Annotated in this window: 20 protein-coding genes; 3 read left to right on the forward strand and 17 right to left on the reverse strand. The window is 63.6% G+C overall.

The genetic code is table 11. The annotated features are described in order from the left end of the window. Positions 1–91 precede the first annotated feature (91 nt). From ACQ4W4_RS08030 to ACQ4W4_RS08070, 9 genes are all read right to left on the reverse strand, one after another. Positions 92–1,066, reverse strand: a complete 975-nt coding sequence (locus tag ACQ4W4_RS08030) for a DUF2167 domain-containing protein (protein ID WP_436541503.1) — start codon at positions 1,064–1,066, stop codon at positions 92–94. A gap of 146 nt (positions 1,067–1,212) precedes the next feature. After that, positions 1,213–2,244, reverse strand: coding sequence for a succinylglutamate desuccinylase (locus ACQ4W4_RS08035; RefSeq protein WP_436541504.1), 1,032 nt, complete (start codon positions 2,242–2,244; stop codon positions 1,213–1,215). Continuing rightward, positions 2,244–6,971 (reverse strand): NAD-glutamate dehydrogenase domain-containing protein, encoded by a 4,728-nt coding sequence (locus tag ACQ4W4_RS08040; protein ID WP_436541505.1) that lies wholly within the window; start codon positions 6,969–6,971, stop codon positions 2,244–2,246. The genes ACQ4W4_RS08035 and ACQ4W4_RS08040 overlap by 1 nt, the downstream gene beginning before the upstream one ends. Before the next feature lie 152 nt (positions 6,972–7,123). Beyond that, a complete protein-coding gene (astB, locus tag ACQ4W4_RS08045; protein WP_436541506.1) occupies positions 7,124–8,464 on the reverse strand; it encodes an N-succinylarginine dihydrolase in 1,341 nt (446 codons plus the stop codon). Between the two features lie 24 nt (positions 8,465–8,488). Next, a complete protein-coding gene (gene astD / locus ACQ4W4_RS08050) occupies positions 8,489–9,979 on the reverse strand; it encodes a succinylglutamate-semialdehyde dehydrogenase (RefSeq protein ID WP_436541507.1) in 1,491 nt (496 codons plus the stop codon). Beyond that, on the reverse strand, positions 9,972–11,024 hold the full coding sequence (gene astA / locus ACQ4W4_RS08055) for an arginine N-succinyltransferase (protein ID WP_436541508.1): 1,053 nt from the start codon (positions 11,022–11,024) through the stop codon (positions 9,972–9,974). The genes astD and astA overlap by 8 nt, the downstream gene beginning before the upstream one ends. Positions 11,025–11,037: 13 nt before the next feature. Continuing rightward, positions 11,038–12,069, reverse strand: a complete 1,032-nt coding sequence (locus tag ACQ4W4_RS08060; protein WP_099376231.1) for an arginine N-succinyltransferase — start codon at positions 12,067–12,069, stop codon at positions 11,038–11,040. A 94-nt stretch (positions 12,070–12,163) separates the two neighbouring features. After that, positions 12,164–13,405: an acetylornithine/succinylornithine family transaminase gene (gene astC / locus ACQ4W4_RS08065; RefSeq protein WP_436541509.1), complete on the reverse strand. Its 1,242-nt coding sequence runs from the start codon at positions 13,403–13,405 to the stop codon at positions 12,164–12,166. A 140-nt stretch (positions 13,406–13,545) separates the two neighbouring features. Then, positions 13,546–14,490 (reverse strand): GlxA family transcriptional regulator, encoded by a 945-nt coding sequence (locus ACQ4W4_RS08070; protein WP_436541510.1) that lies wholly within the window; start codon positions 14,488–14,490, stop codon positions 13,546–13,548. A 131-nt stretch (positions 14,491–14,621) separates the two neighbouring features. On the opposite strand from ACQ4W4_RS08070, the gene ACQ4W4_RS08075 reads away from it, so the two are divergent. The 3 genes from ACQ4W4_RS08075 to ACQ4W4_RS08085 all read left to right on the forward strand — a co-directional run bounded on the left by ACQ4W4_RS08075 (position 14,622) and on the right by ACQ4W4_RS08085 (position 16,520). Next, positions 14,622–15,056, forward strand: coding sequence for a MarR family winged helix-turn-helix transcriptional regulator (locus tag ACQ4W4_RS08075; protein ID WP_436500217.1), 435 nt, complete (start codon positions 14,622–14,624; stop codon positions 15,054–15,056). 45 nt (positions 15,057–15,101) lie between these two features. Then, positions 15,102–15,386 (forward strand): hypothetical protein, encoded by a 285-nt coding sequence (locus ACQ4W4_RS08080; protein WP_070290811.1) that lies wholly within the window; start codon positions 15,102–15,104, stop codon positions 15,384–15,386. A gap of 285 nt (positions 15,387–15,671) precedes the next feature. After that, positions 15,672–16,520: an HDOD domain-containing protein gene (locus tag ACQ4W4_RS08085; protein WP_436541511.1), complete on the forward strand. Its 849-nt coding sequence runs from the start codon at positions 15,672–15,674 to the stop codon at positions 16,518–16,520. Here ACQ4W4_RS08085 and ACQ4W4_RS08090 read toward each other — a convergent pair. From ACQ4W4_RS08090 to tgt, 8 genes are all read right to left on the reverse strand, one after another. Further along, positions 16,517–16,681, reverse strand: coding sequence for a hypothetical protein (locus ACQ4W4_RS08090; RefSeq protein ID WP_436541512.1), 165 nt, complete (start codon positions 16,679–16,681; stop codon positions 16,517–16,519). The genes ACQ4W4_RS08085 and ACQ4W4_RS08090 overlap by 4 nt on opposite strands. 215 nt (positions 16,682–16,896) lie before the next feature. Further along, the gene (locus tag ACQ4W4_RS08095) at positions 16,897–17,523 is read right to left on the reverse strand and encodes a glutathione S-transferase family protein (protein WP_436541513.1); all 627 of its coding nucleotides are present in this window, start codon (positions 17,521–17,523) and stop codon (positions 16,897–16,899) included. A 74-nt stretch (positions 17,524–17,597) separates the two neighbouring features. Beyond that, complete coding sequence (locus tag ACQ4W4_RS08100; RefSeq protein WP_436541514.1) at positions 17,598–18,299, reverse strand: helix-turn-helix transcriptional regulator; 702 nt, start codon at positions 18,297–18,299, stop codon at positions 17,598–17,600. Then, the gene (locus ACQ4W4_RS08105; protein WP_436541515.1) at positions 18,296–19,045 is read right to left on the reverse strand and encodes a hypothetical protein; all 750 of its coding nucleotides are present in this window, start codon (positions 19,043–19,045) and stop codon (positions 18,296–18,298) included. Before ACQ4W4_RS08105 ends, ACQ4W4_RS08100 begins: the two co-directional genes overlap by 4 nt. Positions 19,046–19,124: 79 nt before the next feature. After that, positions 19,125–20,147, reverse strand: a complete 1,023-nt coding sequence (secF, locus tag ACQ4W4_RS08110) for a protein translocase subunit SecF (protein WP_436541516.1) — start codon at positions 20,145–20,147, stop codon at positions 19,125–19,127. A gap of 90 nt (positions 20,148–20,237) precedes the next feature. Further along, entirely contained in the window at positions 20,238–22,103 is a 1,866-nt protein-coding gene (gene secD / locus ACQ4W4_RS08115; protein WP_436541517.1) for a protein translocase subunit SecD, read from the reverse strand. 96 nt (positions 22,104–22,199) lie between these two features. Continuing rightward, the gene (gene yajC / locus ACQ4W4_RS08120) at positions 22,200–22,532 is read right to left on the reverse strand and encodes a preprotein translocase subunit YajC (protein WP_046684538.1); all 333 of its coding nucleotides are present in this window, start codon (positions 22,530–22,532) and stop codon (positions 22,200–22,202) included. Positions 22,533–22,728: 196 nt separating this feature from the next. Then, a complete protein-coding gene (tgt, locus tag ACQ4W4_RS08125; protein ID WP_034745502.1) occupies positions 22,729–23,868 on the reverse strand; it encodes a tRNA guanosine(34) transglycosylase Tgt in 1,140 nt (379 codons plus the stop codon).

Consider the following 23,868-nt stretch of genomic DNA (forward strand, 5'->3'; position numbering starts at 1 on the left):
CCTGATAGTGAACGATGAGTCAGTGTACCCGAGGCGCTGTTTTCGGACAGCGCGCGCATGTGCGCCGGCGCACCGAGCGGCTCAGTTCATCCTACTTTTCCAGATTCACCTTGCCGTCCGGCGCATGACCAGGCTGTTCGGCTGGTTCCGGCTGCCGTTCTGGCTGCGGCTGCGGCTTGTCCTTGCGCTTGCCGCCGAGAAACTTGACGATGGCCGCACCGGCACCGACCACGGCCAGGATCAGCACTTTCTTGAAGGCCAGCAGCAGCGCCAGCAGTTTGCCAAACAGGCCCAGCTTGCTGGCCACGCCGCCGGCCACCAGCGCCGCCAGGCCATATTCGGCCACCTTGTCCGTCTTGCTGTCGAAATCCGTATAGCGGTTACCGTCGGTAAATTCCGTGAACGCCGTCACTTGCTGCATTTCCTGCTTGATGGTGGCGATCTGCTGCATGCTGGCGATCGCATTCAGGTTCAGCACGCCTTCGCGGCCCAGCACGCGCACGTTGTAGTTCAGCGAATGCTCGCCGCCATCGACCATCAAGTCCTTGGCCCAGTACAGCTTGTGCGTATCTTTGGCATAGCTGGGTTTTTCCGCCCAGCCCATCAAATGGATGCCGGGATAGCCCTGCTTCTTGCGCTCCGCATTATTTTCCAGCACGGACGCCTGCATATCCTTGAGCAATTCGTCGTACTTGATGCTGTCCGCATCGTCATCCTTGATATGCCCTTCCTTTTCATACGTCACCACGACGCCCCAGCTGTCGCGCTCGAGCACGCTGGTCTTGGCGGGCACGATCATGCCCAGCGATTCCATGCCCGGCGGATTGCCCCAGGCATCGACCAGCACGCGTTCGGCGTCCGCCGGCGACAGATAACGGAAATTGGCGGGCAAATCCAGGGTGGCGATGCCGCCCGGCAAAGTAATCTTGCCGCGCTGCAGGTGCAACTGGGCGAGGAATTGCTCGGCCGTCATTTCCGGCGCAGCAGACTTCTCTTCGGCAGGAGCGGCAGCCGTCAGGCCGGAGAGGGTCAGGCACAGCAAGGCTGTGAGCAGGCGTTTCAACATGATCGGTCCAAAAAATTGCAAAGGGTAAATATTTTAAACCAATCAATTGCCTAATGGATAATTATTTCTGTGCAGCATTTTCTTATAAAAAAAGCGCCAATCGGGTTTCCCCGGCTGGCGCCTGATACGGCGTGATCGCTCGACAATCAAGCCACGCGTACCACCATCAATCCCGCGCGCAAGCCCACCCGCACATCGGGGTTCGGGAACACCACCAGCTCTTCCGCATGCTGCACCGTATAGACGTGCTCGCCATCGCTGGCGATCACGGCGTGCTGCGGCAGGGACGTGAAATTCTGCGTGCTGCGGTCAAACGCCATGCGGAACTCATCGCTGTGCTTGATGATTTCCTGCGCCACCTTGAACACGTGCGGTTGCGCCTTGACGGCTTGCGCAGGCAAGCCGCGCAACAGGCCGTCCAGCGCCCGCGACACGTCGTCGAACAGCGACAAATCGTTCTGCCCCAAGGTGCCCACGCGGCCCAGTTCCACCGTGCTGGCGGCCGCGCCGCAATGCTCGGCCGAATAATAGCTGTAGGTGCCGGCCGACTGCGGGTTCATGATGATGGCGCCGATGGCCGCCTGGCCCAGCCAGGCTATCAGCTGCGTCTTGGCCTCGTCGGCCACCAGGTCCGGCACGATGGCAAACGTGGGGTACACGGACGGCCGGATGGCCGTGTGCAAATCCAGATGCCAGCGCACGGGGCCCGCCGCGTCAAAGAAGGCCCTGGTCGCAGCGATCATTTCATCGGCGCGCGCGCTTTCCGCCGCTTGCGCCAAACTCCCGCGCACGGGGCGGAACATGCGATTGAGGTCGGCGTCGATGAAACGCTTGCCGGCCCGGATCGCATCGACATTGCCCACGCAGACGAGCAGGTCGACGGCCAGCTGCGACGCATCGCGCGACAGCGCGTCGAGCAGATGCGCCAGCACTTCGATCGGCCCCGTCTCGTCGCCATGCACGCCCACCGAGACGGCCACGCTGGCGCGGCCCGCATCGGCTTGCGGCTTGACGACTTGCAGCATGCCGGGCGCCGGCAAGGCCACCGTGAAACCGGCGTCGGCGAACAGCTGCGCCACGCCGCTGAAATCGGCCTGCGCCAGCGCCTGCACGGCCGGCGGCAAGCCGCCAGCGCCCTGTACTACCTGGGTTACTACTTGCGTTGCTTCTTGCGTCATTACACCGCCGCTTCCGCTGGGGTTTTCGCCGTGATTTTATTCACGGCTTCCGACAAGGTCCACACGTCCAGCATGGCTTGCTCCAGTTCCGTCGCCGCCACATAGGCCGACAGGCCCAGCGCGCCCGTCACCGCATCGACGGCCTGGCCGGCATTGCCTTGCTCGGCGCGCGCCAGCACCTGCGTCAGCAGACGCTGTTGCGTGCGGCGCAGCGCCTGCTGCGCGTAGTTGCGCAACTGTTCCTGCGACTTGCCTTGCGCGGCCAGCTTCAGGCCACGCTCCAAGGTATCGATGCCCGCCTGGCTGCGCAGGGCCAGGCCCACTCGCAGGAAGGCGGCCAGGTCCATCGAGACAGGACGCGGCACGGACAGGGCCGGGAACAGGAAGCCGGCGACGACTTCCAGCGCGTCGACCGCATCCCACGCCTGCACGAAGGCCGGCGTCAAGCCCGGCACCAGCGCCGCTTCGGACTTGATGCCGACGGCTTGCAGCAGCTCGCGCTTCGATTCCGCGCCAAACAAACGCGTCAGTTCGGCCAGGCCGGCGCCGCGCAGCTGCTCGGCCGGCACGGACAGCACGCCGGCGATCATCGTCTGCTGCAGCACGCGCGTTTGCGCATCGACCTTGATCGACACATCGCGCGGTACCGTCAAGGCATCCGCGTCGAGCGCGTCGAACACGGGCGCCAGGTTCAGCGCCACCCAGGCCTGGCCCCAGGCCAGGATCACGGCCGATTCATCCACACCGTGTTCCGCCGCCAGGTTGCGGATCATCAGCGGGCCGCAGCGGTTGATCACTTCATTGGCCAGCACGGTCGCCAGGATGGCGTTGGCCAGCGGGTGATCGAGCGCCGAACGGGTTTCCACCAGCAAGGACGGGAAGTACGGCTTGAGCACCGGCTCGGCCCACGTTTCATCCGTCAGCGGCAAGGCGGACAGGATGCGCTTGAAGCGGTTCTTCACGTTGGCGATCACCACCGCCAGTTCCGGCGTGGTCAGGCCACGACCGTCGCTCTTCCGGCGCGCCAGTTCGGCCACCGATGGCAGTTGCTCGAGTTCGCGCGACAGGGCGCCTTCTTCTTCCAGGCTGGCGATCAGCGCGGCATAGCCATCCTGCACGGCGCTCTCGCCTTGCGCCTGCAGCTCGCGCACCAGCAAATGCGTCTGCTGCGTGTTATCGCGCAAGACCAGGCGTTCGACGTCGTCCGTCATCGCATACAGTTCGCGGTTGCGTTCCGCTTCCGTCAGCTTGCCAGCGTTGACTTCCACGTCCAGCCAGATTTTCACGTTCACTTCATGGTCCGAGCAATCGACGCCGGCCGAATTGTCGATCGCATCGGTGAAGATGCGTCCGCCCGCCAGCGCGAATTCGATGCGGCCGGCCTGCGTCGCACCCAAATTCCCCCCTTCGGCGACAACCTTGACGCGCAGCTCATTGCCATTGACGCGGATATGGTCATTCGCGCGGTCCTTCACCTGTGCATGCGTCTCCGTCGACGCCTTGATGTAGGTGCCGATGCCGCCGTTGTAGAACAGGTCCACGGGCGCCTTCAGGATGCGGTGCATCAGCTCTTCCGGCGCCAGCGAGGTTTCCGCGATATCGAGCGCGGCGCGGATCTGCGGCGACAGCTCGATCGTGCGGGCGGAGCGCGGATACACGCCGCCGCCGGCCGAGATCAGCTCCTTGTTGTAGTCATCCCACGACGAGCGCGGCAAGGCGAACAGGCGCGCGCGTTCGTCGAACGAGACGGCGACGTCCGGTGTCGGGTCGAGGAAGATGTGGCGGTGGTCGAAGGCGGCCACCAGTTTCAGCTGGCGCGACAGCAGTACGCCGTTGCCGAACACGTCGCCCGACATGTCGCCCACGCCGACCATGGTGATCGGGGTGGTATTGAGGTCGTGGTCCATTTCATAGAAGTGGCGCTTCACGGCTTCAAACGCGCCCTTGGCCGTGATGCCCAGTTTCTTGTGATCGTAGCCGTTCGAGCCGCCCGAGGCGAACGCGTCGCCGAGCCAGAAACCACGCTGCACGGCGATGCCGTTGGCGATGTCCGAGAACGTGGCCGTGCCCTTGTCGGCGGCGACCACCAGATACGGGTCGGCGTCGTCGAAGCAGACGGTGTCGACCGGCGGGACGATGTTGCCCAGCGAGCGGTTGTCCGTCACTTCCAGCAGGCTGGAAATGAACAGGCGGTAGACGGCTTCGCCTTCGGCCGCGATGGTTTCGCGCACGGCGTCCTTCGGCATCATCTTGCAGACGAAACCACCCTTCGCGCCGGCCGGCACGATGACGGCGTTTTTGACCATCTGCGCCTTGACGAGGCCCAGCACTTCGGTGCGGTAGTCTTCCATCCGGTCGGACCAGCGCAAGCCGCCACGGGCGACAGGGCCGCCGCGCAGGTGCACGCCTTCAAAGCGGCGCGAGAAGACAAAGATCTCGCGGTACGGACGCGGTTCCGGCACCAGCGCCAGGCTGCTGGTGTCGAACTTGAAGATGATCTTGTCGCCTTGTTGATTGTTCTGGAAGTAGCTGGTACGCAGGGTGGCGGCCATCAGGTCGGCCAGCGCGCCGAGGATTTCCTCGGTGTCCGCATGGTTCACGGAGGGCAGGCCGGCCTTGATGGTGGCGATCGCTTCCAGGGCGGCCGCGTGCTGCGCGTCCGACAGCGCAGGATCGAAGCGCTGCAGGAAGGCTTCGACCAGCGCTTTGACCTGGGCCGGCTGCTTGCGCAGGCTTTCGGCGATGTAGCGCACCGAGAAGCGGCTGCCCGTCTGGCGCCAGTAGCTGGTATAGGCGCGCACCAGCTGCACTTCGCGCGTCGACAAGCCGCCTTCAATGACGAGGCCATTCAGGCGGCCATCTTCGGCCGTGTCGTTGAACAGGGCCGCAAACAGTTCCTGCGCCACGGCGACGACGGATGGCTGCGCCAGTTTCGCCGCGCTGGCGGCATCGACCGTCAGGCTGGTGATGAAATAGCGCGTGCCGTCGGACAGCGACACCGAATACGCCTGTTCGCGGTCGATGGCCACGCCCGCATTGTGCAGGGCCGGCAGGATGGTCGACAGCGGCGGCACCTTGTTGGCCGAGTACAGGCGGATGGTGGTCACAACGCCAGTCTCGATGCGCACGGCCACGTGCGCCGGATCGGTGTTGCGCAGGATGGTGTCGAGGTCGCGGAAGGCGACGGCCGGCGCGGTGGCGGCCACGTAATCGAGCGGCAGCGTGGCGCAGAGCTTGCGCAGGCTGGCGCGCAGGGCCACGTCGGGCACGGCGTCGGCCACGGCGGCAAAGCCGTTATGCCAGCCATCGAGCACGCCCAGCAGCGGTTGTTCGATATCCGTTTCCAGGTCCAGCGGGTAACGGGCGGCGTGGGCGATCAGGTAGACGCGCGCCAGCGGGCCGTCGGCCACCAGGGTCTGCGTGCTCACGTGCGTGGCGCCGGAGCTGGCTTGCAGGGCTTTGGCCAAGCTCGATGCGACGCTGGCGCTGTAGCGCTCGCGCGGCAGGTAGACCAGCACGTTCAGGTGGCGCGCGTACACGTCGCGGCGCGCGAAGACCTTGGTGCGCGGCTGCTTGTACAGCGACACGACGGCGCCGCACACTTGCGCCAGCCAGTCGAGGTCCGCTTCCAGCGCTTCCGTGCGCGGCAGGGATTCGAGGATTTCGCGGAATTTCTCGGCACGGAAGCCTTGCTGGCGCACGCCGGCCAGGCTCAGTACCTTGGCCACGCGGCCGCGCGCAAATGGCAGCGCCGCCAGCGGGGTGGAATTGCCGGCACGGGTGAACAGGCCGACGAAGCAATGCTCGCCCAGGATCGCGCCTTGCGCATCCATGTCGCGCACGCCGATGAAGTCGAGCTGCTGGTCGCGGTGCAAGGTGCCCGCCACGTCGGCCTTGACGATGGACAGCGCCGAGTCGCGCTTGGCCAGGGTGTCGAAGTCGCCCGGGATATTCGCCAGGCAGGTGCCGTAGACCGGGTGCGCCGTATCCTGCAGCACGCCGACGCGGCTCGGGATGTCGCGTTCGAGTTCGCGCACGCCCGGCTTGACGCGGTAGTAGGCGTAGCCGAATACTTCAAAGCCGCCGCTGCGGGCCCATTCCAGGAAGGCGGCCACTTCCGCGCCTTCTTCGCCATGCTGCGCTGCAGCCGTGGCGACGGTGGCCAGGCGCTCGCTCATGGCGGCGGCATCGCGGCGCACGACGGCAGCGTCACGCGCGACCGTTTCCAGGGCGGCGACCAGCGTAGCCAGGGCTTCCGGCGCCAGCTCTTCGTCGAGCAGCACCAGCACATACGATTCGAGCGGGTCGCCCGGCTGGCGAACCGCTTCGACGCTGCCGTCAAGAGCGCGGCGCACGGGCAGCACGGTGTTCATCACGCCGCGTACGGCCAGGTGCTGGCGGCGCATGGCCATGACGATGGAGTCGACCAGGTAAGGCATGTCTTCGTTCAGGATCAGCAAGGCGCTCGCCATGCCGCCACGGCCATCCGCATAACGCAGGGTGGCGATTTGGCAGCCGCTGCCGGTGCGCTTGGCCGCTTGCGTGAAACCGTCGACCAGCACGGGCACCAGGCTGTCGGGCGCGATATCGGCCAGGTCTTCGGCGTCGAGCGAGTCCAGCCATGCCTGCACCAGTTGCACGACAGGCGCTGCTGCCTTGCCCGCATTGCCAGCCGCGTTAATCAGCTCCAGCGTTTGTGTACGCAAATCTTGTGGCGTGTGATTCATCTTGCATCTCCATTACGGTAATGTGAATGTCCAACGCTGTCGTTCGGGCTTGTGGCTGGGCGGCAGCGGTGTCAAGAGACGGGGGTCGCCCGTCCAATTCTGTCTGTGCTACGGATAGTCTGTCTCGGATTTTCTGTGTGTTTTTCTATCGCCTACAAGTCGTACAATCCAGGTAAGTTGAGGATGATCGTCAATTCTTCAAGCGCCGCATGCACTTCCAGCGCCAGTTGCGGATCGGCCAGGTCGCCCGGTTCCAGATGGTCGCGGTAGTGTTTTTCCACCCACTGCACCAGCCGATGGTACAGCGTTTCCGTCATGATCACGCCCTGGTGCATGGCGCGCGCCTCGTTTTCCGTCAGGGCCACGCGCAAACGCAGGCAGGCGGGCCCTCCGCCGTTGCGCATGCTCTGGCGCAGGTCGAAATGAATCAGTTCATCGATGGGACCACCGCTGGTCACCAGGCCTTCCAGGTAGCGCGACACGGCGCGGTTTTCCTGGCATTCCTGCGGGATCACCAGCGCCATCTTGCCGCCCTCTTTCGTCAACAGCTGGCTGTTGAACAGATAGCTGGTCACCGCATCCTGGATCGGCACCTGTCCCGTGTCCACGCGCAGCGCGTCCAGTTGCGCGCCCGTGGCGGCGACGGCGCGGCGCAGCTGCGACAGGCTCTCCCCCTCATCGGCAAACGCCTGCTCGTGATAGAACAGCACATTGCCATTGCCGACGGCGATGACGTCGTTATGGAACACGCCCTGGTCGATCACGTCCGGGTTCTGCTGCACGTACACGGTGCGCTTCGCGTCCAGGCCATGCAGGCGCGCCACGGCTTGCGACGCTTCCAGGGTCTGGCGCGCGGGATAGCGCTTCGGCGACGGCGCCGATGGATCGAACTCCACCCGACCATACACGAACAATTCAACCGATGGCGCGCCGTGGTGCGCGCCCAATCGCGTATGGTTGGCCGCGCCTTCGTCGCCAAAAGCGGGCGTCGACGGCAGCGCGTCGTGCACGGCGAAGTGCTTGTCGTCCTTGAAAATGGCGCGCAGGCTGCGCGCCGACTGCGCGTGCTCGAAGGCGCGGTGCAGCTTGTTATTCAGGTTGGCGGCCGTGAAATGCACGCGGCCGTCCTGCGTATCGGCCGACGGGCTGACCGTGGCGGCGTTCGCCGTCCACATGGGCGAGGCGGAATACGCGCAGGCCAGGATGACGGGCGACTCCTGGTAGGCACGCGCCAGCACCTCGGCGTCCGTGCCCGTGAAACCGATGGAGCGCAGCAGGCGGAAATTCGGCCGGTCCTGCGGCGGCAGCAAGGCTTGCGCAAAGCCGCGCGCGGCCAGCGCGCGCATCTTGGCCAGGCCCTGCAAGGCGGCCTGCTTCGGATTCGAAGCACTTTTCACATTGCTGAACGAGGCCACGTTGCCGAACGAGAGCCCCGCATAGTTATGCGATGGGCCCACCAGGCCGTCAAAGTTGTATTCGCGCGTGCTGTGCATGGGTATTCCTTATAAACCTTAAACTTAAAAATTCAGGCCGGGCGACAGCTTGGCCGGCAGTTCCAGTACGCTGTTCTCGATCGACGCGACCGGGTAGGCGCAGTAATCGGCCGCGTAATAGGCGCTCGGACGGTGGTTGCCCGACTTGCCGATGCCGCCGAACGGCGCCGTGCTGGCCGCGCCCGTGGTCGGACGGTTCCAGTTGACGATACCGGCGCGCGCGCGTACCTGGAAGGTTTGCCACAGTGCCGGATCGTCGGACAGGAGCGCGGCGGCCAGGCCGAATTCGGTGGCGTTGGCGACCTTCAGGGCCGCATCGAAATCGGCCACGCGGATCACCTGCAGCAGGGGGCCGAACCATTCTTCATCGGGGATGCCGGCGGCATCGGTGACGTCGACGATGCCGGCCGTGACAAAGCCCGCCGCGGGATTCAATTGGCGCATCTGCAGCAGGGTCGTGCCGCCCTTGACGACCATGTCCGCCTGCGCCTGCACCAGGCGCGCGGCCACGGCGGCCGACACGACTGGCCCCATGAATGGCTGCGGCTGCGCATCGGAGGCGCCGATGCCCAGTTTCGCGGCCACTTCCACCAGGCGCGCCACGAAGGCAGACCCCGCTGCGTTGTCTTGCACCACCAGGCGGCGCGCGCAGGTGCAACGCTGGCCGGCCGAGACGAACGCGGAGAAGATCGCGTGGTGCACGGCCGCGTCCATGTCTTTCACATCCCACACGACGAGGGCATTGTTGCCGCCCATTTCCAGCGCCAGCATCTTGCCCGGCTGGCCGCCGAACTGGCGGTGCAGGCTGATGCCCGTCTGGCAGGAACCCGTAAACAGCACGCCATCGAGGTGTGGATTGGCGCCCAGCGCCACGCCCGTGTCGCGCCCGCCGTTGACGAGGTTGACGACGCCATCCGGCAAGCCGGCCTGCTGCCACAGCTGCACGGTTTTCACGGCCGTGCGCGGCGCATATTCGCTGGGCTTGAAGACGATGGTATTACCGGCGATCAGGGCCGGCACGATGTGGCCGTTCGGCAGGTGGCCCGGGAAATTGTAGGGGCCAAAGACGCCGAACACGCCATGCGGACGGTGGCGCAGCACGGCGTCGCCGTCGGCGATCTTGCTTTGCGTGATGCCCGTGCGCGCGTGGTAGGACTGCACCGAGATATCGATCTTGTTGGCCATGGTGGCCACTTCCGTGCGCGACTCCCACAGCGGTTTGCCCACTTCTTCCGAGATCAGGAGCGCCAGCGCTTCCGCATGAACTTTCAGCAGTTCGCGAAAGCGCACGCAGATGGCGATGCGTTCCTCGACGGGCGTATCGGCCCAGCTTTCGAAGGCGGCGCGGGCGGACTGGCAAGCCTGTTCGACTTCGCGTTCCGTCGCTTCCAGGCTGGCCCAGGTCTGCTTGCCGTTCGACGGGTCGATGGTGACCAGTTCACGGCCAGTACCCGGCAGCCAGGCGCCGTTGATGAAGTTCGATGCTGCGGTAGACGAATGAAATACGTTAGACATGGGGATGCTTCCTCGGGTTGAGTGACAAGGTGCGCACGGTGTCGCCGTTGTGGCAACGCAGCAGGTGCAATTCATCGTCGTTCAGCGCCATCTTGCCGCCGTGCGGATTGGCGCTGGTGACGATCATGCGGAAATCTTTCAGGTCGGTGTTCGACACCAGGTAAGGCTCGGCCTGGACGGCGTCGCCGCCCGCTTCCGGCGCAGCGTCGGCGTCGAGCACGGCCGGCATGCTGTCGCGCATGGCGCGCAACTCGGACACGCGCGCCTGCAGCACGGGACCGGCGTCGAAAATGTCGACATAGCCTTCGAAGTGCAAGCCTTCCTGTTCCAGCAGGCGGCGCGCAGGCGCCGTGCTCAGATGCACCTTGCCGATGACTTCCTGCGCTTCGTCGGGCAGGTAGGCCACGTACATGGGCTGGCGCGGCATCAGTTCGGCGATGAACGATTTCTTGCCCAGGCTCGTCAAATCGTCGACGTGGTGGAAATCCATCTTGAAGAAGTGCCGGCCCAGGCCTTCATAGAATGGCGAACTGCCGTCCGGCGCCTGGTAGCCGCGCATCTCGGCGATCAGCTTTTCCGTGAACAGGTGCGGGAACTGCGCGATGAACAGGAAGCGGCTTTTCGACAGCAGCTTGCCGTTGTTGCCGCTGCGGTAGTCGGGGTGCAAAAACAGCGAGCACAGTTCCGTGCTGCCCGTCAGGTCGTTCGACAGGTACAGCGTCTCCATGCGCGTAAACACGTCGAGCTCGCGGCTCGAATGGACCAGGGTCCCGATGCGGTAGTTATAGAACGGTTCTTCCAGGCCCACGGCGCCCTTGATGGCGCACACGCCGGCCAGGCGGCCCGTGTCGGTATCCTCCATGACGAACATGTAGTCGCGCTTTTCGGGCGCGATGGTTTCGGCGAACGAAGCGCAGGCGATGGCCAGGCGGTCGCCCAGCATTTTCATGTCCGGCTTGAGGGTGGTCATGCCGGTGCCGACCTGGCTGGCCAGGCCATACAGGGCATCGAGGTCATTGGCGTTGATGGCGCGTACTACTAGCATAATGTTCTCTCGGTTAGATGCGCACGCAAATGACGCTGTCGCCTTCGGCCACGGCCAGCGCTTCGAGCAGCTCGGGCGGCAAGCCGACGGTGTCCTGCGCTTCGAGCGCATCGCAGGTGAAGGTGACGGCGCGGAAGTTGCGCTCCGCGCCCGAAGCGACCGCGTAATGCACTTTCAGGCCGGTGCGGCTGGGCGTGACGCCGGCGACGACGCGGCGCGTCAGCGAGCCCGTAAACGAACGCAGCGCATGCTTGTGCGCCTGCAGGATCGGGCCGCCATCGAAGATGTCGATGTAATCGTCGGCTTCAAAGCCTTCTTCCGTCAGCAAGTTGAACGCCAGTTCGCCGCTCGGGTGGATCTGGCCCATGGCCGCCTGCGCGTCGCCGGGCAGCAGCGGCACGTACACGGGGTAGTGCGGCATCAGCTCGACGATCAGGGTGCGGTTGCGGGCGCCGCCGATGACTTTTTCGGCATCGAGGAAATCCATCTGGAAGAACTTGCGGCCCAGCGCATCCCAGAACGGCGACTGACCGTTGGCGTCGGTGATGCCGGCCAGCGGCACGAAGAAACGGTCGCCGAAGCGGTGCGGCGCCAGCACGGCGAACAGCAGCCGCGCGCGCGACAGCAGGGCCGCTTCCAGGCCCGCCTGCTCCATGTTGCGCACATAGAAGCCGGACAGCTGCGAATACGCCGTCAGCTCCGAACACAGGGTCAGCGCATGCACGCTGTGGCTGATGTTCAGGTCACGCGAGACTTGCTGGATGACGTCGTTGCGAAAGGAAAAATAGGTGCCGTTCGAGCCGGCCGAGGCGAAGATGGCGGCGGTGCCGGCAATGCTCTTGTCGAGCAGGGATTCAAGCACGAAGAGATACGACTCTTCGCTGGGGATGTCGACATGGGCGGCAAACGAGGCGATGGAGCGCTCGACGGAGGCGGCGATTTTTTCGCGCGTCTTCGGCAGGGTATGGACACCCGGCATGGTTACCGCGGCCAGCGCTTCGAGGGCTGCAATATCCGCAATTTCTACCGGACGGACAACATACATGGGTACTCCTTCAATGCTGACTATGCTGGGGTAGAACCAAGCCGGCCCGCAGCAAAGCGGCGGGCCGGTGATCAAACAGGGAGCGAGGCTAGCCTCAGGCTTTCAGCATGCCGTCGATGGCGGCGCGCAGCAAGCGGCCCGCTTCGGCGATCTGTTCGTCCGAGACGATCAGGGCCGGCGCCAGGCGCACCACGTCCATGCCGGCGATCAGCACCATCAAGCCTTGCGCTTCGGCCGCTTTCTGGATGTCCTTCGCGCGGCCCTTGTAGGCCTCGCTGACGACCAGGCCCAGCAGCAAACCGCTGCCGCGCACCACGGAGAACACTTGCGGGTAATCCGTGATCAAGCCTTGCAGCATGGCGATGGTGTTGACGCTCGCTTCTTTCACGCGCGCCAGGAAGGCCGGCGTGTTGATCGTTTCCAGCACGCTCAGGGCCACGGTGGCGGCCAGCGGGTTGCCGCCGTAGGTGGTGCCGTGGGTGCCGACGGCCAGGGTTTGCGCCAGTTCATTGGTGGTCAGCATGGCGCCGATCGGGTAGCCGTTGCCCAGCGCCTTGGCGGCCGTCAGGATGTCCGGCGTCACGCCATAGCCCATGTACGCGAACAACGCGCCAGTGCGACCCATGCCGCTCTGGACTTCGTCGAAAATCAACAGGGCGCCCGTCTTGTCGCACAGGGCGCGCAGCTCCTTGAGGAACTCCGGATTGCCCGGCACCACGCCGCCTTCACCCTGTACCGGCTCGACGATCACGGCGCACACGTCATCGCCGATGGCGGCGCGCGCCGCTTCGATGTCGTTGTAGGCGATGTGGTCGATCGACGGCGGCAGCGGCTCGAAGCCTTCCGTGTACTTGGCCTGGCCGCCGACGGAGACCGTAAACAGGGTGCGGCCGTGGAAGGAGCTGAAGCACGAGATGATGCGCGACTTGTGCGCGCCGAACTTGGTGTGCGCGTACTTGCGCGCCAGTTTCAGGGCCGCTTCGTTGGCTTCCGCGCCCGAGTTGCAGAAGAAGGCGCGGTCGGCGAAGGTCGCTTCCGTCAGGGCCAGCGCCAGGCGCAGCACAGGTTCGTTGGTGTAGCCGTTGCCCAAATGCCACAAATTATTGATTTGCTTGGTCAGCACGTCGACCAGCGCCGGATGGCAGTGGCCCAGGCTGTTGACGGCGATGCCGGAGGTGAAATCGAGGTAATGCTTGCCTGACTGGTCCCACAGATCCAGTCCGGAACCGCGCACGGGCACCATGGCTGCAGGGGCGTAGGTAGGAACGAGGACCTGGTCAAAGGTTTCCCGGGTGACTGGACGAGCCGTTACGGTCGAATCAAGCTTGGCATTCATAGCATTTCCCCATCAATATGTTAGGTACTCCGCAGCTACGACAGCTACGTGTGTACTGCATTATAAAAAGCGGGATGCTAAAACTCTTTTGAATCTGCGACAAGGATTTTCACAATTCATCACAGCCGGACTTGCCTTGATCAAGCTGGGGGCATGAGCTTTCTTTGCCGCTCTTCCCGGGGCGTATTGCCAAACAGGGTGCCAAAGGCCGTGGAAAAGTGCGAGCCGGAGGAAAAGCCGCACATCAGGCCGACTTGCACGATGGAATAGTGTGTATCGAGCAACAATTGCCTGGAGCGCTGCAGGCGCAGCTCCAGGTAGTAGCGCGACGGCAGGCTGCCCAGGTATTGCTTGAACAGCCGCTCGAGCTGGCGCCGCGACAGGCCCACCAGGCTGGCGATGTCGTCCGTCGACAGCGGCTCCTCGATATTGGCTTCCATCAAGGTCACCGCTTCGGACAATTTCGGCTGCAGCACGCCGAAGCGCGCCTGCAGGGCCACGCGCTGGCGCTCTTCCTTGCCGCGCACCTTGTCCACGCACAAGGCTTCCTTGATCAGCGCCTGCACGTCGGCGCCAAAGATGGTCTCGATCAGGGTCAGCGAAAAATCGATGCTGGCCGCGCCGCCGCAGCAGGTGATGTGCGGGCCGTCGATGTCGAACAAATGCGGCGTCAGGATGGCCCGCTCGGCCTTCGCTTCCGCATCGGCGTACAGGGCCCACGGCAAGGCGATGCGCACGCCATCCATGACGCCCGCGCCGGCCAGCCACAGCACGGCCGCGCCCACGCCGCCCCAGAACGGCGCCGAACGGCAGCGCTCGATCACGGCCCGGCACAGCTCGGCGCGCAGCGGCGCCTGCGTTTCGTCGGCCACCAGCAGCGCGATATGCCAGTGGCCGCCCTGCGCGGCCACCTGTTCCGGCGTGCGCACGTCCAGCTGGAACGCCTGCGGCCCCAGCGCCCGCGCGCATAGGCGCAGCGGCTGCACCAGGCCGGCCCACGTGATCGACTCGGTATCGCCGGCATGCACCAGCAGCAAGCGCAGCGGTTTGTCGAGGCCGATACGGGAAAGATTAGCGAAGGACATCGGCGGGGCGGGATCGGGGCAAGGGCTGAGTTGCCCACATGATACCGGACTTCCGCCCCATCGAGACCCTCATGCAAGGGCGCATCCTGGCGCGGCGGAAAAAAGCGGAGCGGAAGGATATAATCACTGCCATGGGTGAACGATATTTAAAAAGTATCCGGCTGCTGGCCGAATGCATGCAAGGCTTCGAGCGGTTTTCTAGCGACTTCGTGCGCCAGTACGGCTTGACGCATGCGCAATTCGACATCATTGCCACGCTCGGCAACACCCGCGGCATGTCCTACAAGGAGCTGGGCCAGAAAACCCTGATTACCAAGGGGACTTTGACGGGCGTGGTGGACCGGCTGGAACAAAAGGGGCTGGTGATACGCGAACGTTGTCCACGCGACAAGCGTTCCTATTATGTGCGCCTGAGCTGCGAAGGCGAACAGGTGTTCCATGACGTGTTCCCCAAGCTGACACGACAGGGCCAGCGCCTGTTCGACGGCTATACCGAAGACGATTTCATACGTCTGGAAAGCACCCTGGCAGGCTTGAAACACGCGATCGCCAACGGCCACGGCTGACCATTCACCAAGCACAGACATTCAAACAAGACAAAGGAAACCAAGTTGAAAACCACACTGCTCGAAGGCAAAAAGCCCGCACATTTCGATAAACACATCATCGGCAACCTGCTGCTCAACGCCAGCACGCCGGAACTGGTGCGCCAGGAAAAACTGATCATCGGCGTGCGCAACGAAGACGGCGAAATCTACCGCCTGATCGGCGCCACCAAGCACAACAGCTTCATGAACGCCGTCGAGGAACTGTTCGACCTGGGCTTGACGGATGAGCTGGAAGACAGCGACGAACTGGTGGAAGGCTGCGACGCCATCTTCAGCGAATCTCTCTAACAACGCGTAACAAAACCTGCTGCGCGGTGCGCTTTGCGGCCTGCGATGCTCACCGGCTCGGCGCCCCCGTACTAAAGTACGGTTGCGCTTCTTAGCCACAAATCCCATCCGCTCGCAATGGTTTTGTTAAGCGTTCGGAATTTCGTCGTTCAAAATGGGCACGCGTCGACTGTACGCGTGCCCATTTTGCGTTTACGGGGCTTTGCTTGCCTTTTGCTAAGCTGTTTGCGAAAAGATCACGGTTAAAAAGTTCCGTACGGAAATATTGCGAGTATAATTTTTTCAATGAACAGACTCGACGCCTTTAAAAGCATCGCCGCACAAGCCGCTCGTGGCGAGCTGACCTTTCCTGCCAATGTGGACGCTTCGCTCAAGCTGCAAGAGGCGCTGGCCGATCCCGACTGCCATATCGAGGCCGCCGCCAAGCTGGTGCAGGCTGACCCGCTGCTGGCCGCGCGCACGGTGGCCATCGCCAATTCCGTGGCGTTCAACCGCTCCGGCAATGAAATCACCAGCGTGCGCAACGCCGTGCAGCGGCTCGGTGTGCGTACCTTGCAGTCGGTGGTGGCATCGCTGATCGTGCGCCAGCTGGGCAGCACCATCACCGATCCCGCGCTGCAGGCGAAGGCCAACCAGCTATGGGAACATACGGCCCATGTGGCGGCCCTGTCGCAGGTGCTGGCCCGCCGCGTCACCAGGGTCGATCCCGATACGGCCCTGTTTGCCGGCATCATGCATGAAGTGGGCGGCTTTTATCTGCTGTCGCGCGCGGCCGAATTCCCCGGCATCCTCGATGGCGAACCGGAGGACTGGGTCGAGCATGGCGAACAAGCCATCGGCCACGGCGTCCTGGCCAAACTGAAGGTGCCGGAAGCGGTGCGGGGCGCCATCGATGCGCTGTGGGAAGGCTTGCGCGCCATCCCGCCCGAATCGCTGGGCGACACCCTGCTGCTGGCAAACGACCTGGCGCCCGTCTCGTCGCCCCTCAACGAAAGCCCGGCCGCCATTGCCGTACGGGCAGCGCGCGCCGCGCGCAGCATCGATTGCCTGATCGGCGAAGATGCGACCTTGTCGCGCATCATGGAAGAATCGGACGATGAAGTGCAGTCGCTGCTGAAAGTGCTCGTGCACTAGCCGGCAGGCTTCTTGCCCGCTGGCGGCGGTGCCGCCGGCTTGACCGTGTCGACGATCAGCACATGCTTGTCCATGGGCTGCGTCCCCTGCTTCTGCTGGACGACCTGCGTGGCAACCGCCTTGGTACTCAACAGGGGTTTCGGATGGCGTGGCATGAACATGGCGTACCTGCTGGAAGTGGGATGCGCCCATCTGTGCGGCGATGATCAATTTATCAAGCCCACTTTCCCCCTCCGGACAAAAATCCGGTTGAAAGCGAAAAAAAACCCGCTCGAAAGCGGGTCAAGTCCAAAGCTAGGGATGTCCTGAAAGAGACAACCCTATCTTATGCGGTACGCCGCGCCTGCTCCGTGCGTTGACACACTTAGCGCACACATTATCCCGGCAACAGCTGCACGTCCGTTTCCTGCCAGGCGCGCAGCTGCCGCACGCGGGCGAACCACGCCTCGATATGCCGGTACTGCGCCAGCGGCAGCCGCACGGCCTCGCTGTACATCAGGGGCGCGGCCACGGCGAAATCGGCCAGGGTCACGTCATCTCCGCTGAGCCAGCTGCGCGCCGCCAGATGCGCGTCCAGCACCACGGCGCACTCGTGCAGATCGCGCTCGCCGCGCGCCTCTTCCAGCGGGTCCGCCGGACCATTGCCCGTCATGCCCTTCCAGGCGCGCTCCCAGGCCAGCACGCTGATGGCGGGCGCGAAGTGCTGCGCCGCCCAGAACAGCCAGCGGTTGACGTCGGCGCGCGCCTGCGGCGCCTGCGGATAAATCGTCTGGCCCGGCACCTGCTCGGCCAGGTATTGCATGATGGCGCACGATTCCCACAGCAGGAAAGCGCCATCGGCCAGCACGGGCACCTTGCCGTTGGGGTTCAGTTCGGCCAGGCGGCGGCGGTCGTCCGCATTCATCAGGTCGACTTCAGCCAGCTCCAGAGACAGGCCGAGGTGGATCGCCGTCATCAGGGCACGGCGGGCATTCGAGGACATGGGGTGGTGGTACAGGCGCATGATGGATGGCTCCGGTGAGTGAAGAAGCCACCATCGTAGTCGCCGTCACTGACAGTTTTTGTCAGGAGCGAACCTCACGATTCCGGATCAATATCGTGCGCCTTGCGCCAGGTATCCAGCAGCACATGGCGCCGCGTGGGATAGCGCTCCTCATGCTGCTGCACGCCGGCGATGCGGTCGATGCGGAAATGCCGGTAATCGCCGCGCAGCTCGCACCAGGCAGCCAGCAAACGCTTGCCTTCGAAAAAGGCCAGGGCGAACGGCCACACCGTGCGCGAGGTGGCGCTGGCGTGCTCATCCTGATAGGCGAGCGTGAGTTTCTGTTCGTAGCGGATCGCCTCGCGCACGGGCTGCACGTAACGGTCGGCCGGCTGCGCGCCATCGGCGGGGCGCCCCAGCGGCACCCACAGGCTGGTCTCGGCCATGCTGTCGCGCAAATCGCGCGGCGAGGCGGCCGCGATCTTCGCCAGGGCATTGCTGGCCGCCTGCGCCAGGCCCGCATCGCCCTGCCGGCGCACCCAGCGCGCGCCCAGCACCAGCGCTTCCAGTTCATCGGCGCCGAACATCAGCGGCGGCAGAAAGGCGCCGCGGCGCAGCACATAGCCAATGCCGGCCTCGCCCTGCAGGGGCGCGCCCAGTTCGGCCAGGGTCTGGATATCGCGGTAAATCGTGCGCTCGGAAACACCGAGCTGCTGCGCCAGCTGGGCTGCCGTGACGGGCACGCGCCTGGCGCGCATGGCGTCCATCAGCAGGAACAAACGGCCGCTGCGGCTCATGGACAGCCCTGCAAAGCCTGGTCGCCCATGACGAGGGCCGACAGGGCCGGCACGTACAGATAGCCATCGGGCAGCAGGCGCGCCGCGCGCGCGCCCTCTTCCACGCCGGCGATGCCGTAGCAGCGCCGCAGCCGTGCCGCCGCAGGCCACCAGTGGACGGCCGCCTCCTGGTCGGGAAAACGCCGGCGCACGCGATCGGCCTGCGCCGCCACTTGCGGAAAATCGCGGTAAAAGGCGGGAGAAATACCCAGCTCGGCGGCAAACGCCGCTTCCTGCGCCGCCGTGTCGGCCAATCGGGCGGCCAGCGCCGCCGTTTCACTGCCGATGTCCTCAGCCGCCACGCCCGCGTCGACCAGGGTGCGTCGCATCTGCTCCTGGTCCACCTGCGCGCGCAGGAAAGCCGATTCCTGCAGCGCCAGCACGGCGTCTGCGGGAATGTGCTTGCGGTAAGCCGCCGGGAAGACATACAGGGCGCAGCTGCCCGCGCACACGGTATCGATGGCGATATCGAGCCGTAGCTGGCGTACCAGGCGTCCCAGCTGCATGGCCGGCCGCGGCTCGCCTGCGTCGCTATTGACGCGCAACAGCGTCGTCCCCGGTACGGCCAGCAGCCGCAGCTTGTCCACGTCGCCCTCGGCAATCGGGCCGTGCAGGGCGATGGCGCCGCTGTCCGCACGGCTCAATTGCGCGGCACTGGCCAGCGTGCCGATGCCTGCCATGATGCCCATCACTATCAAACGCTTCATTGTCATCCACCATAAAAAAAACGACCACCGCAAACGGTGATCGTTCCTCATTCGACCTGCAAAAATCCCTGCGCTTACATTACACCACGGCGCCGTCGGTTTCGTCTTTTTCCTTGATCGGCTTGATCAAGTCTTCGCGCTTGACGCCCAGCCACATGGCGATCGAGGCCGCGACGAACACGGACGAGTAAATACCGAAGCAGATACCGATGGTCAGCGCCAGCGCAAAGTGGTGCAGGGTCTGGCCGCCGAAGACCAGCATCGACAGCACCATCATCTGAGTGGAACCGTGGGTGATGATGGTACGCGAAATGGTGCTGGTGATCGCGCTGTCGATCACTTCGTGCACGGTCGCCTTGCGCTGCTTGCGGAAGTTTTCGCGGATACGGTCAAAGATCACCACCGATTCGTTGACGGAATAGCCGAGCACCGCCAGGATGGCCGCCAGCACCGTCAGCGAGAATTCCCATTCGAAGAAGGCGAAGAAGCCCAAGATAATCACCACGTCGTGCAAGTTAGCGATAATGGCCGAGACAGCGTACTTCCACTCGAAGCGGATGGCCAGGTAGATCATCACGCCGATAATCACTACCACCAGCGCGTTCAAGCCATTCTGCGCCAGTTCCTCGCCCACCTGCGGACCGACGAATTCGACTTTCTGCAAGACGACCGCTTCGCTGCCGGCGGCGTCCATACAGGCGCTCTTGAGCACATGCTCGCCCTTGTCGGTGACGGTGTCGATGGCCTTGGTCGTGCCTTGCTCGGCCTTGCACAGCGCTTCGAACACGCGCTGCGAGGTGTTCGCGGCGGTCACGCCATTTTCCACCGGCAGGCGGATCATCACGTCGCGCGCCGTATCGAAGCTGGTCACGCCCGGCTCTTCATAGCCCATGGCGATCAGGGTGCCGCGTATGCCTTCAAGATTGGCCGCCTTCGGGTATTTCACCTCCATCAGCGTGCCGCCCTTGAATTCGACGGACAGATGCAAGCCCTTGTGCACCAGGAAGAAGACGGCGGCAAGGAAGGTCAGGGCCGAAATCACGTTGAAAATCAACGCATGGCGCATGAAGGGAATATCTTTTTTGATCCGGAAAAATTCCATGAAATCCTCTGAGTTCTATTCTGTGCATCCGGCGGCGGGGCCGCCGGACGCGATCGCTGTTGTCGCTATTGGGTGAGTCGAGGCCGTCGCTTACTTGCTGGCGCCCGGCACCCACACCGTGCCGATCGACAGGGTCGTCAGCTTTTTCTTGCGGCCATACCAGAGGTTGACCACGCCGCGCGACACGAACACGGAGGAGAACATCGAGGTCAGGATGCCCAGGCAATGCACGACAGCGAAGCCGCGCACGGGACCGCTGCCGAAGGCCAGCAGCGCCAGGCCGACGATCAGGGTGGTCACGTTCGAGTCCAGAATCGTGGCCCAGGCGCGGTCGAAGCCGGCGGCGATCGCCGCCTGTGGCGTATTGCCGGCGCGCAGCTCTTCGCGGATACGTTCATTGATCAGGACGTTGGCGTCAATCGCCATGCCCAGCGCCAGTGCGATCGCGGCGATACCGGGCAAGGTCAGGGTCACTTGGATCATCGACAGCAAGCCGATCAGCAACAGCAGGTTGGTGGCCAGGGCCAGCACGCTGAAGGCGCCGAACAGCATGTAGTAGGCGATCATGAAGATGGCGATGGCGATGAAGCCATACAAGGTCGAATGGAAGCCCTTGGCGATGTTTTCCGCGCCCAGTTGCGGTCCGATCGTGCGTTCTTCGATGACGGTCATCGGTGCGGACAGGGCGCCCGAGCGCAGCAGCAGCGCCAGTTCATTCGCGTTTTCCGCGCCGCCCATGCCCGTGATCTGGAAGCGCGAGCCGAGTTCCTGCTGGATGGTGGCGACCGACAGCACTTCCGGCTTGCCCTTTTCAAACAGCACGATGGCCATGCGCTTGCCCACTCTTTCGCGCGTCGCTTCGCGCATCTTGCGGCCGCCGTCGCCGTTCAGGTCGATCGACACGGCCGCTTGCTGGTTCTGGTCGAAGCTGGCCGTGGCGCTGGAGATATAGTCGCCCGTCAGGATCACGTCTTTCGCCAGCACGACAGGGACGCCCTTGCCGACAGTGAACAGTTCCGAGTTGAACGGAATGGCGCTCGACAGTTCGGTGCCAGGCACGATGGTTTCGTCGACGAGGCGCACTTCCAGCGTGGCCGTGCGGCCGATGATGGCTTTCGCGCGGGCCACATCCTGCACGCCAGGCAGTTGCACCACGATTCGGTCGGGACCTTGCTGCTGGATCAGCGGCTCGGCCACGCCCAGCTCGTTGACGCGCTTGGACAGGGTGGAAATATTTTGTTTCACGCCTTCGTCGATGGTCGCCTTCAGGGCGGCCGGTTTCAGCGTGATGTTCAGTTTCAAATCGCTGCCTTCGCCCGCATCGGCAAAGGCCAGTTCCGTCATCTGGTCGGACAGGACATTTTTTGCCTTCAGGCGCGTTTCCGCGTCGCGGAAGTTGATTTGCACGCTGTCGCCCACGCGCTCGATGCCGGCGTGGCGGATATTCTTGTCGCGCAACACGCTACGCGCGGCGGACTGGACGCCCTGGACTTTCTTGTTGAGTACGGCTTTCGCATCGACCTGCATCAGGAAGTGCACACCGCCGCGCAAGTCCAGGCCCAGGAACATGGGCAAGGCATGCAATTTCTGCATCCACATCGGCGTATTGGCTTGCAGGTTAACCGTCACGATGTACGCAGGGTCGCTGGCATCGGTATTCAGGTCCTTTTCCAGCACCAGTTTCGCCTTGAACTGGGTATCGGGATCGGCGAAACGCACGCGCACGGAGGCGAGGTTGCCGGCGCCATCCATGGTGACACCTTCCGACTTGACGTTCTCTTTCGTCAATATTTGCTCGACTTGCGTCATCAGCTCGCCCGTCACCTTGACGGTCGACTTGCCGCTGGTTACTTGCAGCGCCGGTGATTCACCGAAATAATTGGGCGCCGTATAGAGTGCGCCCAGCAATAAGGCGACGACGATGATGATGTATTTCCAGGCAGGATAGCGATTCATAGTGATTCAGCGTTCAGTGTTGAGCGTCGGAGGCGTCGCGAGGGGCGGCGGGTAGCCGCCCCGTTCAATCATTGCCGGGGCAATGACAGCGAGGAATTACAGCGCCTTCAGGGTGCCTTTAGGCAGCAAGGTGGTAATGGAGCTCTTTTGCACCGTGATTTCGGTGCCGGTCGCCACTTCGATGGTGACGTAAGCGTCCACTACCTTGACAACACGGCCCAGCATGCCGCCGGCGGTGACGACTTCGTCACCCTTGGCCAGCGCGTCCATCATCGCCCGTTGTTCTTTGGCGCGTTTTTGCTGTGGACGGATCATCAGGAAATACATGACCACGAACATCAATACCAGCGGCAGGAAGCTGGTCAGGTTGCCGCCGAGGCCCAGGGCTTCGGTTGGGGCTTGCGCATAAGCGTTGGAAATGAAAAACACGGTGACTCCAGTTCTAATCAGTTTGAAAAAATAGCGCTGTATTCTAGCATTGGCAATCCGCCAAGCCCCCAATTGCAGGCATGGCAGCTTCAAATGGGGCTAAAAAGGCATTATGCAATGCTTTATCGCCCCAGTCCAAGCACCAATACACAAAACTTCCGGCCTCGCAGCTGCGGGGCCTCAAGCTAAGCTTTTCTTAAGTTCCGCGTGCGCGTTCCGCGTGGAATTGCAGGGTAAACGCGTGGAAACGGTCTTCATCCAGCGCCTCGCGCATCTGGCGCATCAGGTCCAGGTAGTAATGCAGGTTGTGGATGGTGTTCAGGCGCGCGCCGAGGATTTCCTTGGAGCGGTGCAGATGGTGCAGGTAGGCGCGCGAGAAATTGCGGCAGGCATAGCAGCTGCACGTCTCGTCCAGCGGCGCCTGGTCTTCCTTGTACTTGGCGTTCTTGATCTTGATGTCGCCAAAACGGGTAAACAGCCAGCCATTGCGGGCGTTACGCGTCGGCATGACGCAGTCGAACATGTCGATGCCGTTCGACACGCCCGCCACCAGGTCTTCCGGCGTGCCCACGCCCATCAGGTAATGCGGCTTGTTGGCCGGCAGGCGCGGGCCCACGTGGGCCAGCATGCGCATCATGTCTTCCTTCGGCTCGCCGACGGACAGGCCGCCGATGGCGATGCCGGGGAAATCGATCTCTTCCAGCTTGGCCAGCGACTCGTCGCGCAGCATCTCGAACATGCCGCCCTGCACGATGCCGAACAGCGCATTCGGGTTCTCGCCGCGGTGGAATTCGTCCTTCGAGCGCTGCGCCCAGCGCAGGGACATGCGCATCGACTTGGCCGCTTCCTCGATGGTGGCCGGGCGGCCCTGGATCTCGTACGGCGTGCATTCGTCGAACTGCATGACGATGTCGGAATTCAAGACGCGCTGCACCTGCATCGACACTTCCGGTGAGAGGAACAGTTTATCGCCATTGATGGGCGAATTGAAATGCACGCCCTCTTCCGTGATCTTGCGCATGGCGCCCAGCGAAAACACCTGGAATCCGCCCGAATCCGTCAGGATCGGCTTGTTCCAGCCCATGAAGCCGTGCAAGCCGCCGAATTTCTCCATGACGGTGTTGCCTGGACGCAACCACAGGTGAAACGTGTTACCCAAAATAATCTGCGCGTCGATCTCGTTCAGTTCCAGCGGCGACATGGCTTTCACCGAGCCGTAAGTGCCCACTGGCATGAAGATCGGCGTCTGCACGACACCGTGGTTGAGTTTCAAGGTGCCGCGGCGTGCCTTGGTCAGACCGCTCGTGTCGGTCTTGAGGAGGGTAAATTCCAGCAT

The organism is Janthinobacterium glycogeni (genome assembly GCF_051380725.1).
In the GTDB taxonomy this organism is placed as follows: Bacteria; Pseudomonadota; Gammaproteobacteria; order Burkholderiales; family Burkholderiaceae_D; genus Janthinobacterium.

Coding starts and splice junctions, on each gene's coding strand:
- ACQ4W4_RS08030 (WP_436541503.1), bottom strand. CDS start 1,066: ATGTTGAAACGCCTGCTCACAGCCTTGCTGTGCCTGACCCTCTCCGGC.
- ACQ4W4_RS08085 (WP_436541511.1), top strand. CDS start 15,672: ATGAACAGACTCGACGCCTTTAAAAGCATCGCCGCACAAGCCGCTCGT.
- tgt (WP_034745502.1), bottom strand. CDS start 23,868: ATGCTGGAATTTACCCTCCTCAAGACCGACACGAGCGGTCTGACCAAG.
- ACQ4W4_RS08035 (WP_436541504.1), bottom strand. CDS start 2,244: ATGACGCAAGAAGCAACGCAAGTAGTAACCCAGGTAGTACAGGGCGCT.
- ACQ4W4_RS08075 (WP_436500217.1), top strand. CDS start 14,622: ATGGGTGAACGATATTTAAAAAGTATCCGGCTGCTGGCCGAATGCATG.
- ACQ4W4_RS08060 (WP_099376231.1), bottom strand. CDS start 12,069: ATGTATGTTGTCCGTCCGGTAGAAATTGCGGATATTGCAGCCCTCGAA.
- astB (WP_436541506.1), bottom strand. CDS start 8,464: ATGCACAGCACGCGCGAATACAACTTTGACGGCCTGGTGGGCCCATCG.
- ACQ4W4_RS08040 (WP_436541505.1), bottom strand. CDS start 6,971: ATGAATCACACGCCACAAGATTTGCGTACACAAACGCTGGAGCTGATT.
- ACQ4W4_RS08095 (WP_436541513.1), bottom strand. CDS start 17,523: ATGCGCCTGTACCACCACCCCATGTCCTCGAATGCCCGCCGTGCCCTG.
- ACQ4W4_RS08070 (WP_436541510.1), bottom strand. CDS start 14,490: ATGTCCTTCGCTAATCTTTCCCGTATCGGCCTCGACAAACCGCTGCGC.
- ACQ4W4_RS08105 (WP_436541515.1), bottom strand. CDS start 19,045: ATGAAGCGTTTGATAGTGATGGGCATCATGGCAGGCATCGGCACGCTG.
- secD (WP_436541517.1), bottom strand. CDS start 22,103: ATGAATCGCTATCCTGCCTGGAAATACATCATCATCGTCGTCGCCTTA.
- astA (WP_436541508.1), bottom strand. CDS start 11,024: ATGCTAGTAGTACGCGCCATCAACGCCAATGACCTCGATGCCCTGTAT.
- secF (WP_436541516.1), bottom strand. CDS start 20,147: ATGGAATTTTTCCGGATCAAAAAAGATATTCCCTTCATGCGCCATGCG.
- ACQ4W4_RS08100 (WP_436541514.1), bottom strand. CDS start 18,299: ATGAGCCGCAGCGGCCGTTTGTTCCTGCTGATGGACGCCATGCGCGCC.
- ACQ4W4_RS08090 (WP_436541512.1), bottom strand. CDS start 16,681: ATGTTCATGCCACGCCATCCGAAACCCCTGTTGAGTACCAAGGCGGTT.
- astD (WP_436541507.1), bottom strand. CDS start 9,979: ATGTCTAACGTATTTCATTCGTCTACCGCAGCATCGAACTTCATCAAC.
- astC (WP_436541509.1), bottom strand. CDS start 13,405: ATGAATGCCAAGCTTGATTCGACCGTAACGGCTCGTCCAGTCACCCGG.